10 protein-coding genes are annotated in these 12,514 nt (G+C 39.1%); 9 read left to right on the top strand and 1 reads right to left on the bottom strand.

Features of this window, described 5'->3' with window-relative positions:
• Positions 1–102 precede the first annotated feature (102 nt).
• On the bottom strand, positions 103–726 hold the full coding sequence (locus J2X07_RS09555; protein ID WP_310258342.1) for a DUF6897 domain-containing protein: 624 nt from the start codon (positions 724–726) through the stop codon (positions 103–105).
• A 366-nt stretch (positions 727–1,092) separates the two neighbouring features.
• Here J2X07_RS09555 and pyrH point away from each other — a divergent pair, with 366 nt between their 5' ends.
• From pyrH to J2X07_RS09510, 9 genes are all read left to right on the top strand, one after another.
• Positions 1,093–1,830 (top strand): UMP kinase, encoded by a 738-nt coding sequence (pyrH, locus tag J2X07_RS09550; RefSeq protein ID WP_310258341.1) that lies wholly within the window; start codon positions 1,093–1,095, stop codon positions 1,828–1,830.
• A 93-nt stretch (positions 1,831–1,923) separates the two neighbouring features.
• Positions 1,924–3,447, top strand: coding sequence for a spore germination protein (locus J2X07_RS09545; protein WP_310258339.1), 1,524 nt, complete (start codon positions 1,924–1,926; stop codon positions 3,445–3,447).
• A complete protein-coding gene (locus tag J2X07_RS09540) occupies positions 3,444–4,544 on the top strand; it encodes a Ger(x)C family spore germination protein (protein WP_310258337.1) in 1,101 nt (366 codons plus the stop codon). Before J2X07_RS09545 ends, J2X07_RS09540 begins: the two co-directional genes overlap by 4 nt.
• A gap of 150 nt (positions 4,545–4,694) precedes the next feature.
• On the top strand, positions 4,695–5,573 hold the full coding sequence (locus J2X07_RS09535; protein WP_310258335.1) for a hypothetical protein: 879 nt from the start codon (positions 4,695–4,697) through the stop codon (positions 5,571–5,573).
• Positions 5,574–5,776: 203 nt separating this feature from the next.
• A complete protein-coding gene (locus J2X07_RS09530) occupies positions 5,777–6,862 on the top strand; it encodes a copper resistance D family protein (protein WP_310258334.1) in 1,086 nt (361 codons plus the stop codon).
• A gap of 258 nt (positions 6,863–7,120) precedes the next feature.
• Positions 7,121–7,372 carry a DUF2573 family protein gene (locus tag J2X07_RS09525; RefSeq protein WP_310258333.1) on the top strand — a complete coding sequence of 84 codons (252 nt, stop codon included), beginning with the start codon at positions 7,121–7,123 and terminating at the stop codon, positions 7,370–7,372.
• A 180-nt stretch (positions 7,373–7,552) separates the two neighbouring features.
• A complete protein-coding gene (locus J2X07_RS09520) occupies positions 7,553–8,470 on the top strand; it encodes a proline dehydrogenase (protein ID WP_310258332.1) in 918 nt (305 codons plus the stop codon).
• Between the two features lie 435 nt (positions 8,471–8,905).
• Positions 8,906–11,302, top strand: a complete 2,397-nt coding sequence (locus J2X07_RS09515) for a 3-hydroxyacyl-CoA dehydrogenase/enoyl-CoA hydratase family protein (protein ID WP_310258331.1) — start codon at positions 8,906–8,908, stop codon at positions 11,300–11,302.
• A gap of 19 nt (positions 11,303–11,321) precedes the next feature.
• Positions 11,322–12,500, top strand: coding sequence for an acetyl-CoA C-acetyltransferase (locus tag J2X07_RS09510; protein WP_310259022.1), 1,179 nt, complete (start codon positions 11,322–11,324; stop codon positions 12,498–12,500).
• Positions 12,501–12,514: the final 14 nt, after the last annotated feature.

The following is a 12,514-nucleotide window of genomic DNA, read 5'->3' as shown; positions in this document are numbered from 1 at the left end:
ACATGTTGTTTCGTTAGCATAAGTACAACAAAGGCTGACAGTTGTCAGCCTAGTTGACTTAATAAAACAGGACAAAGCTTTTAAATTACAGTCTGAACCAGCTTATTTTCTTTTTTTCCCATGAGATGAGGATGAGGATGAAGATTCAGATCTGCGCGGCACGCCTGGCATTTCTTCTCTGCAACCGCCAATTTCGCTGAAGCTCTTGATGTGGAAGATTGTTACGAAAATTACATTATCGCCATCAATGATTTGAAGCGTGTTGCCTCTAACCGCAACAAGAACGCCCTCGATGCTATCTGGACCTCCACGATTGATTTTTACCTTGTGGTTGATGAAATGTTTAATAACATCTCGGAAAGTATCGTTGCTTACTTTCTTTGGATTTGTCCAGCAGCATAATTCATCTGCTTCGATGATGATGGCTTTAACGTGGTCAAGCTGGTAAAAAATGACTTGTTTATGCGATCTTCTTCCTCTGCGCATCTTCTTATGATGTGAAGAAGATGAAGATGAAGAGGAAGATTCGTCTTTGCCTTTCCCTTTCCCTTTGCCTTTGCCGTCGCCGTCTCTTTTATCTGTTTCAATAGCAATGAAGTTTTTGCCCACACAGACTAGACGGCCAACACGTGATTCATGACCTCCTGTGTTAACTCGGATAAATTGACCAAGTAAATTTACTAACTCCCCACTTGTGAGAGTTTGATGTGAAGTATGTTCTTTCAAAATATTTCCTCCTGATGATAATTTTGACTACTCTTGTCCCTGCATTATATGTATCATGGTAGTGAAGAGGCATAGGCAACGAGTCTAAATTTTATAAAATGGTCAAACGTGTATTTTTTCTAATCTGATAGTTTTTATGGAATTAATATTTTAGTTCACCCCAAAGCTTTTCTATGTATATAATGGTTTGAAAAGAAAAAAATGAGGAGGCGATTATAATGGTAAAACATTTGGCTCACAGCTTTTTTAGTACATCCATACATAATCGTCTTTATTTATGAAGAACAGATGGCTATTCATTGTCATTTGTTCTTTTTTTTGGACTGTTTTCCAGGCATGTGACGAGTAATAGGGAGGAAAAGAAAAATGATGCGTTATAGACGAGTATTAATTAAGTTAAGCGGCGGGGCTATGGCAGGAAATCAAGGCACAGGATTTGATCATCTTTCTTTAAATCACATTGCTAAAGAGGTAATGAAAGTGATTAATCATGGGGTAGAAGTAGCGATTGTAGTCGGCGGAGGCAATATTTTCAGAGGAAATTTAGCCGAGTATTGGGGTATCGAGAGGGTAGAAGCGGATCAAATCGGTACACTTGGCACGGTTATTAACAGCTTGATGCTAAGAGGCGTACTCAAAAGTAAATTAAATAAGGAAGTCAGGGTCATGAGTTCTGTGCCGATCAGTGCGGTTGCTGAACCGTATATTCGATTGCGGGCAGTACACCATCTGAACAAAGGATATGTCGTTATTTTTGCAGGAGGAAATGGCCAGCCATATGTAACAACTGACTATCCAGCTGTACAAAGGGCTTTGGAAATGAATTGTGACGCAATTCTTTGTGCAAAACAAGGAGTTGATGGGGTTTACGACAGTGACCCAAATCGTTTTAAAGAAGCGCGTAAATATGCAACACTTCATTATGATGAGGCAATTCGTAATAACTTGAAAGTCATGGATCAATCGGCTCTTATTCTAGCGAGGGATCATGGACTCCCAATCCATCTGTTTGATTTTAATCAAGAAGGAGCATTCTTTAAAATCTGCAATGGTGAAGATATTGGGACATTTATTAGTCATAATATAGAGACTGCACTCGTTTAAAAAGAGCATTCCGGAAAAGCTCCGGAATGCTTTTTTTGTATATTTCCCCATCTATTATCTCATATTAAAAATAGAATAGAGGTGGAGAATGTCATGATGAAGTGGTTAAAAAAGAAACCTAAAAAGCAAACCCCGACAGTGGATTTGTCAAATAATACATACCGTACTATTGTTGAACTTATCGATCATGCGAAGGATTCTGCGGACTTTATTCACTATCCTCAAAAAACAGTCTTTCACAATGTGTTCATTTCTTATTACAAAGCCATGATTGATGGAGAATTGCTTCATCGTGATATTTTGCCATACATCATTCATAGTAAAGAGTTTAAGTCACTAAAAGATTTAAAAGATATTTTACCGATTGAAAGTGTAACGATTACGAATGATATTCAAGAAATACAGAATAAACTTTTAAGAGGGTTTATCGTCATTCAATTCAATGAATACGATGCAGAATGTGCGATCATCCGTGCGGAAAATTTTGCAACAAACCGCCCTGTCTCGGTTTCAGAGATCGAATTCTCGGTTATCGGACCGAAAGAGGCATTTATTGAAAACTTAGACAGCAACTTGTATTTAATAAGAAGAAGGCTGCCTGTACCTCAACTTGTATTTAAGGAAATCGTTATCGGCAAATACTCGAAATCCCGTATTATCATAGCTTATTTACAAGATGTAGCAGATCAGGAAAACATCAATACAGTTACTCAAAGAATTAAAGACATAGAATTTGATGTGATAACGGATAGTTCATTGTTAGAACAAATCATATCAGACAACACAAAATCGGTATTTCCTCAGCTTGTGTCTACCGAAAGACCGGACAGGGTAGTATACATGCTGAACTTTGGCCAGATTGCCATATTATCTGAAGGATCTCCACAAGCCTTATTGGGTCCGACGAGTATAACGGAATACTTTTCTTCCCCTGAGGATTATTACTTATCATGGGTACTAGGATCATTGTTTCGTTTTATTAGGTTTCTCTCTGTCATTTTTTCAACCTTTGCTACACCAATCTATGTCGCGGTGTTAACTTACCATTATCAGATGATCCCAAAAGATCTGCTTGCACCATTAATTTCATCCCGTGCCAACATCCCTTTTCCGCCAGTATTAGAAGTAATGTTTTTGGAACTAACGATTGAACTTCTGCGTGAAGCGGGGGCGCGTTTGCCGACAAAAGTTGGTCAAACACTCGGTATTGTAGGCGGTATTGTCATTGGTCAAGCATCGGTTGCAGCCGGTCTGACGAGTAACATCTTATTGATCGTAGTCGCGTTATCAGCACTTGCTTCCTTTACGACACCTGTTTATAAAATGGCGAACACCATCCGGATTTTACGCTTCCCATTCATTTTCTTTGCCGCGTTATGGGGTGGTGTAGGTATTATTCTCGCTATGTCTTTTATATTAGTCCATTTGCTTCGATTGGAATCATTAGGAAGACCCTATTTAACACCTATTTTTCCGCCTAGAATATTAGATATGACCGATTCTATTTTTAGGTTTCCATTTAATCGTGAGTTAAAGCGTCCCAATAGTTTAAAGACCAGCCTTCCATCCCCGAAAAAGGTGAAGGAAAGCAGATTGAAAAAGGATATTGATGAATGATGAAAATGAAAACTATAAAAATTTTATTGTTCATACCGATGCTTATGATGATTTTGCAAGGATGTGTTCCGTTGGAAATCGTTGATGAGATCCAGCTGATTAATGCAGTAGGATATGATAAAGATGAAAATAATGAAATTAGAGGGACGGCGACTTACCCCATCTATAATCCTGATGGAACAATTGACTTTGAAGCACTTTCCGGCGTTTCTCATACAAGCCGCTTTATTTTTTCGAAATTAAATACAAAATCACCGAAGCAGCTAAAAAGCGGGCAATTGCGTGTTGTTGTATTCAATGATACGTTTGCCCAAGATGGAGTTTTGGAAATCGTTAACTCCATGTACAGGAATCCAAGCGTTGGAAACAGGCTATATATGGTTGTAGCTGAAGGCAGTTCAAAGGAAATATTGACAAAAAAATACGGAGCATCACCGCTTCCAGCCATATATTTACAAGACATGATTGAACAAAATGTAGAGACTGAAAACTTGCCTGAAACCAATTTGCATCTCTTTCTTTATGATTATTATGGGGAAGGTTTGGATCCGTTTTTACCACTAGTAAAAGCAGGGAAAGATACAATTCAGATCGATGGCATTGCCTTATTTCGTGGAGATAAATATGTAGGAAAGCTCAACCATCGTGAATCTTTTATTTTTAAAGTATTAATCGATGGATCGAGGACTGGGCAATATGAAGTGAATCTTCACAAAGGAAAGAAAAAAGGCTATGCAGTCATCCGTAACATAAAAGGAAAAACTAAATATCATGTGAAAAAGGTAAATGGTGTACCTGAATTTCAGATTGATATGAAAATTCTAGGTGAGATCCATGAATATCCACCATGGTTAAATCTCGAAATACCTGCGAATATAAAATTGATTGAAGATACTTTCAAAAAAGATGTGGATAAGCAAGCAAGAGACATGATCAAAGAGTTTAAAAAATTGCATATAGATCCGTTAGGATTAGGTGACCAAGTAAGAAGAAGAGAGAAATACTGGAACTATAAAGACTTTGAAAAAAACTATAGAAACATTAAGGTCAACATTTCTACAAACATCGATATCGTTGAATCTGGTGTTATTGAATAGTTTTTAGTGGACAGTGTTTCCAAACAATTTTGGAAGAACTGTCTTTTTTTACATTGACCGGACAAAAACTGACAAAAACAGCGAATACTTATATGGTTATTCCTTTTTTGAGGATTTTGTTGAATAACGAGTTTAAAGGGGGCAACTACTTTGAGAACAACAGATGAGAAAATTAAACTCCGAAATCAATGGTTTAAAATCATTTTAATCAGTCTTTTTTCAATGGTATTCATGTTTAAAATTGCTGTAACGAAATTTACGTTCCATTTTTCTGATATGCTTGCATTTATTTTAGCGGTATTTACAATCGGAATTTGCAGTATGTTTTATATGAAATTTAATGAAGCCATGCAAGCCTTTGGAGCAGCCAGCAAAACACTGGTACCAGCTTTTCCTAAAAAACAAAAAGACCATACGGAAGAAGAACCAGCCAATTTTGTTGAAGAAATAGAAGAAGTTTCATTGAGTGATGAAGAGAGAGAAGAATTAGAGCGTTCAATGATAACTCAAGAACAGCAAATCAAACGAATGAAACAAGTACAGAACGAAATTATCAGCCGATTAGTTAATGAAGATCTTCATGAAGATGACAAACGTGATTATATTGATTATCTGCTGCAAAAAGAAAAAGAATTAATGTTTGCCAAGCAAGAAATTACGCGCATCTCGATGTTGTTAGAACCAGAAGAAGAACAAAATGAAGAAGAAGATGCTGTAACAGACGATAGATACGAAAATGAACTAGAAGAACACTCTGTAGAGACAGCAACAGCTAAAGATGTTGTTCAGCTTTTAGGAAAAGAATTTGTTCTGAATGCGACTTTGGAGCAGTTTAATCATAAAATGAGAGAAATTCAGCATTCGATTTCAATTGAGACAGCTAACCATTTAAAAGAGGAAGGACTTATTGATCCTTATTTTAATGTAACGCGAAAAGGCTTAAAGGAATTTCGACGGGCAGCTAAAAAATTCAGCTATGAAGACGGCGTGAAATTTTTATCCAAAGTAGTTAAACGAAATAATCGATAAATCAAAGATGAGAAGGCTAACCTGAAAGAAATGGGTCAGCCTTCTTTATTTATCGGGAAAAGTTGATGAAATACGTAACTTCATATTTCCGAAATGTTCATCCAATACTGTCAGTGATTTCTTTATATTGTCATTCTTAAATTTTTTTACTTCCCTCTTTCCCTGTTACAATGGACATAGATTACAGTGAAGGAGATTTTTTTATGTTTATGATAGCTAAGGCAATTTTATATTTTAGCTTTGCTGTACTGATTGGAGCTTTAATTTTATATACGGTTCCAAAAGAAATGCGTCCGGAAATGAAATTGGCTAAACGATGGCTTTTGGTGTTTCTTGCATTGATTCCTATTTTTGGGATTGGTGAAATTATGAGACTCACGCTATATTTGGGAAACGATATAGGATATTGGATAACCTTTGAAAATATTGTGACTACATTTGAAGTAGGAAAAGGCTGGCTGTTTTTAACCGGAATTTCGGTACTGCTCTTTTTTATGATTTTCTTTAATGATGTTGAAAACGAACGCTTTTTTTCCATCTTATCGCTCATTTTACTAACAGGTATGGCCGTATCCATCGGTTATTCCAGTCATGCGGCTTCATTAAGCCCAATTGGTCTTATTCCGCATACTCTTCACCTTTTAGCTGTAACAATTTGGTCTGGCGTTTTGCTCGTAACTGGGTTTTTCAGCAAAGGAAAAGCACCAGGCATTTCTTTTTACAGATGGTTTACTCCTCTTGCTTTCGTTTGTTTATTGACTGTAATTGGAGCAGGACTATGGCTGATGTCATACATTGTGCCAGAATATGTGAACGGATATATGTTAGACTACGGGCAAGCCTTGTTAATCAAACATGTATTGCTTGTTGTTATTGTTTTTTATAGTGTCATAAATGGCATATGGATCAAAAGAAAGTTGAAAGAAGATACCGGTACATTTCAACCTATAAAATGGATCAGAGTGGAAGGGATTCTTCTATTTGCTGTATTTGTGGCGACTGCGGTCATGAGTCAGCAATCCCCTCCGCATGATGTTGCAGAAACCATAAAAATGGAGCATCCATCAAAACTGTTCCGTTTCGTTACAGGACTTGTTCCTGGCAACGATCCCATGCTGTTCTTTGATATGACAATGAAAAGTGCAGGCTGGTTTCTTTCAGCCATCTTGCTGCTCATCGCAATATTTATCGGGATTAAGAAAAATGCCAATATGATCCTAGTAGCCATAATCTCATTCCTAGCTGCATGCACGCTCTATTTAACGGTCATGTCATCCGTTTCCTTATAAATTACTCTATAATCTCTTTTCTTGAAGATTGTTGCTACAGAGATATTTTTGAAAAGTTCCTCATTGAACAGTTAATTGGAATGGAAGGGCGAGACTCCTGCGGGATCAGTGGGACAGGAGAGCCCATTCAATGTCGCAAAGCGACGAATGGGCTCACCGCACACCCCGCGGAAAGCGAGCCCTGCAGTGGAAATTAACCCCATTCAAGAGCTGGAAATTTTACTGAAACAGCCAAATAATAAAAAGGGGGAGTAAAAAATGCTAGATAAAAAATTAGAATCACAGCTCGATGGTTTGTTAACGAAATATGCTGAGCTTTTAATAGGAAGTTCAGAACCAGAGCAAGTTGAAAAAATAAAAGCGTATGTTCTGTACTCTTCTATTGCAAAAAGCATGCCTCCTCTCGTAAAACACTGGAATGAAAGCTACCCGGATGCAAAAGAGGCTATGAAAGAGCTCGTCAATGAAATAAAAGTGATGAACGAAAAGCACCGTTCCTCTCAAAAATAATCGAAATGAAAAAGACAGTTTTCTAATTGATTAGGAGGCTGCTTTTTTTAGGTGTAAATATTTTAAATTTTTAAAAATCGACAAAGTTCGAGAAAAAGATGATATATTTAAAGCGGTTACATGTAAGCGGATAATTAACCAATCTATCTAAGTATGAAGCGACAGTAGGGGGAAATTGGGTTGGAACAATTAATGAGAGATTTTTTCTTATTTTTAGCAAAAAACAAAACGTTAACACGCCTTGCAAAGAAGTATGGACTTCGTTTCGGTGCAGGCCGTTTCGTGGCTGGAGCTACTCTTGAAAGCTCAATAGCTGCTATAAAAAAATTAAATGAAAAAGGCATGCCCGTTACGATTGACCATCTTGGTGAATTCGTAGATAACGAAAAAGAAGCAGCTGAAATGACGGATCACTGCATTCAGGCCATAAAAGCCATTGCAAAAGAAAAGTTAGATTCACAGCTGTCACTAAAGATGACTTCTATGGGATTAGATATTAGTGATGAACTTGTCCTTCGCAACATGAGAAAAATCATGGACGAGGCTACGAAACACAATGTAATGATCACGATTGATATGGAAGACTACTCACGATGCGGAAAGACACTCGATATTTTTAAACAGCTGAAAAAAGAGTATGATAACATTTCAACGGTTATCCAAGCATACTTGTATCGTTCATTAGAAGACGTGCAAGCCCTTAATGAATATCAGCCATTTCTTCGCCTTGTAAAAGGAGCTTATAAAGAACCTGCAAAAGTTGCGTATCCTGAAAAGAGCGATGTAGATAAAAACTTTGAAAGATTAATCGAAACTCATCTGTTAAACGGGAACTATACAGCAGTTGCAACACATGACGATGAGATTATTCGTTTCACAAAAGAACTAGTTGATAAGCACAGCATTCCTTACGATCAATTTGAATTCCAAATGCTATACGGAATCCGTGTGGAACGACAAGAACAATTGCTTCAAGAAGGATACAAAATGCGTATTTACGTGCCATACGGAAACGACTGGTACGGCTACTTCATGAGAAGACTTGCAGAGCGCCCGGCAAACGTAATGTTCGTATTAAAAGGCGTATTCGGAAAGTAACATTTAATTTTTAAATAGAACTGGCACAAAAGTGGTGAATTTCATCCCTTCTGTGCCAGTTTTTGTATTTTAGTGGGCTGTTTACAAAAAAATACGGACTTAGATTCACAATTGCTGTTTAATCCTAGAAGAACAAGCCAGTTGAAGCTGAGATTTTTTATTTTATCCACGTTAACGTCCAATATATCGACGTAAACGAGCCAAATATCGAAAAATCGAAATATATCCACCTTAAGAAAGAAATATCGAATTTTCGACAAAGGTCTGTCCCGGGTCTGACCCGGGACAGACCCCAAAAAGAATTTTAAATCAAATCACAAGAAATAATACACAACTATTGCTAAAATTCAGAATATATTTTATATTATTTATAGGTAATTTTTTTATGGTTAAAAAATGAATGAGCATTCATTCAATAGAAGGGGGAAGTCTATTTTGTCTCGTGAAATCCGAAAAGCTGCTGTACTAGGTTCTGGTGTAATGGGCTCTGGTATCGCGGCACACCTAGCAAATGTCGGAATTCCAACATTGTTATTGGATATCGTACCACCTACTCTAAGTGAAGAAGAAAAAGCGAAAGGAATCACGGAGGATCATCCCGCATTCCGTAATAAATTCACGAATGAAGCAGTGAAAAAGCTTTTAAAACAAAAACCTGCTCCATTAGCGGTGAAAGAAAACTTAGATCTTATAACAATCGGAAACTTAACTGACGATCTAGAAAAACTTAAAGAAGTTGATTGGATTATAGAAGTGGTTGTTGAGCGGTTAGATGTTAAACAGAAACTTTTTGAAACGGTTGATCAATACAGAAAGCCAGGAAGTATCATCACTTCAAACACATCAGGGATATCCATCAATGCAATGGCGGAGGGCCGTTCTGAAGATTTCAAAGCTCATTTCTTAGGCACGCACTTTTTTAATCCGCCAAGGTATTTGAAATTGCTTGAAATCATCCCGACAAAAGATACAAAGCCTGAAGTTGTTCAGTTTATTCGTACGTTCGGGGAAAACGTTCTAGGTAAAGGTGTTGTCGAAGCAAAGGATACGCCAAACTTTATTGCGAACCGAATCGGAACATACGGACTGATGGTAACGATGCAGGAAATGATGAAGCACGGCGTTACTGTCGGAGAAGTGGATTCTATAACAGGTCCCCTCATTGGAAGACCTAAATCTGCAACATTCCGTACGTTAGATGTCGTTGGATTAGATACATTCCTTCATGTAGCACGCAACGTATATGACCAAGTTGAAGGAAAAGAAAAAGAAGTTTTTGAGATTCCTGATTTCTTGAACGAAATGGTTGAAAAGGGGTGGACCGGAAGCAAAGCGGGTCAAGGCTTCTATCTGAAACAAAGAAGTAAAGCGGGAAGCGAGATCCTCGAGTTAGATCCATCAACGCTTGAATACAAACCGCGTTCCAAAATGAAAACGGCAACTTTGGAAGCCGCAAAACAAATGAAATCAACTGGGCAAAAAGTGAAAGCGCTTTTATACAGTGAAGATCGTGCTGGGAAACTATTATGGGACATTATTAAACCCGTACTTTTGTATTCAGCAGAAAAATGCTACGAGATTGCGGATGATTTAGTTTCTGTCGATCAGGCGATGAAATGGGGCTTCGGCTGGGAGCATGGACCTTTCGAAATCTGGGATGCAATCGGACTGCAAGAGTCTGTTGAACGAATGAAAACAGAGGGTGAGACGATTCCTTCTTGGGTAGAAGAGCTGCTCCAATCAGAAAAAACGTCTTTCTATACAAAAGCAGAAGGTGACCGTTCCTATTACCATCACGGAACTTACTTGCCGATCGAAGAAAACAAGAAAGTGATTCATTTGAGCCGTTTAAAAGAAAAAGGAAATGTGATAGCTAAAAACGGCGGAGCAACAATACTAGATTTAGGTGATGACGTAGCAGGATTTGAGTTCACATCACCAAACAATGCAATCGGTCCTGACATTATCATGATGCTTCACAAAGCAATTGATGAAGTGGAGAGAAACTATAAAGGACTTGTAATCGGCAACCAAGGAAAGAACTTCTGTGTCGGTGCGAACTTAATGCTCATCTTAATGGAAGCGCAAGATGATAACTTTTTCGAACTGGATATGATGGTTCGTCAATTCCAGCAGGCAATGGCAAGAGTTCGCTACAGCACAAAGCCAGTTGTTGCTGCAAACTTCGGCATGACATTAGGTGGAGGAGTGGAGATTTCTTTACCAGCTGCAAAGCTGCAAATGGCATCTGAAACATACATGGGTCTCGTTGAAACGGGTGTAGGGCTCATTCCTGGAGGCGGAGGAAACAAAGAGCTATACATTAGACTTCTAGATCAGCTGCCTGAAGGCGCAAAAGGAAATCTGCAGGACGTTGCCAATCAAGCTTTTGAAACGATCGCCATGGCTAAAGTTTCAACTTCTGCACAAGAAGCTGCTAAACTAGGGTTTTTGCGAAACGAAGATAACATATCTGCTAATCTGGATCATTTAATACATGATGCGAAGAGCCAGGTGCTTTCACTTTCCAACTTAGGCTATAAACCACCGGCAAGAAAGAAAATCCCGGTAGTCGGTGAAGCAGGTTACGCAACGCTGGCACTCGGTGCACAGTCGATGCATTTCAGCCAGTATATTTCAGAGCATGATTTGAAAATTGCTAAAAAACTAGCATTCGTCCTTGCAGGAGGAAGAGTCCCAGAAGGAACACTTGTCGATGAACAATACTTATTAGATTTAGAAAGAGAAGCATTCTTAAGTCTAGCAGGAGAACCGAAGAGCCAGGCAAGAATGCAGCATATGCTTGTAAAAGGCAAGCCGCTAAGAAACTAAAGGGGGGAAGAAAAGAATGATAAAAGATGCAGTCATAGTAGCAGGTGCCAGAACGCCTGTCGGAAAAGCGAAAAAAGGATCTTTTGCACATATGAGACCGGATGAATTAGCGGCATTGACGATTCAAGAAACATTGAAGCGCGCTGGCGGATACGACGGTGAGATCGATGATTTAATCATCGGATGTGCGGTACCGGAAGCAGAGCAAGGGATGAACATGGCACGCTTGATTGGAGCACGCGCAGGTCTGCCAGAAACGGTTCCTGCGATTACGATCAACCGGTTTTGTTCTTCTGGATTGCAAAGTATCGCTTACGGCGCTGAAAAGATCATGCTCGGGCAAGCGGAGGCGATTATTGCCGGCGGTGCAGAATCCATGAGCCTTGTTCCGGTTGTTGGCCACGTTGTGAAACCGAATCCTTATCTCGTTGAAACGGTTCCTCAATATTATATGGGAATGGGGCATACAGCTGAGGAAGTGGCAAGACGATTCGGCGTTTCGAGACAAGATCAAGATGAATTTGCAGTCAGAAGTCATCAAAAAGCAGCTAATGCTATTAAAGACGGAAAGTTTAATGATGAAATTGTTCCGGTGCATGTTATGAAGCGCTGGCTGGATGAGCAGTCCAAATTGGTAGAAAAAGAAGTAGCCGTCTCGATCGATGAAGGAGTACGCCCTGGTACAACGGTAGATGTACTCGGCAAACTGCGTCCTGCGTTTACGCCAACAGGCTCAGTAACAGCAGGAAACTCCTCTCAAACAAGTGATGGAGCAGCATCGGTTCTTCTCATGAGCAGAGAAAAAGCAGAATCGGAAGGATTGAAGCCTTTATTGAAGTTCCGTTCGTTTGCAGTTGCTGGTGTGGCGCCTGACATTATGGGCGTTGGTCCGGTTGCGGCAATTCCAAAAGCATTGAAAATGGCAGGGCTGGAGCTGTCTGATATCGGTCTTTTCGAATTAAACGAGGCATTTGCTTCTCAAGCGGTTCAAGTCATTCGTGAATTGAACCTTCCTGAAGATAAGGTGAACGTGAATGGCGGTGCCATCGCACTTGGCCATCCACTAGGCTGTTCAGGAACGAAGCTGACTCTAACATTACTGCACGAAATGAAACGCAGAAACGAACAATTCGGTATTGTCACAATGTGTATTGGCGGCGGAATGGGTGCTGCGGGCGTATTCGAACTCGTAGGTTAATAATAAGGAGGAAA

The organism is Fictibacillus barbaricus (assembly GCF_031457135.1).
GTDB classification, from domain to species: Bacteria; Bacillota; Bacilli; order Bacillales; family Fictibacillaceae; genus Fictibacillus; species Fictibacillus barbaricus_A.
This window is presented reverse-complemented; position numbering and strand designations above follow the sequence as displayed.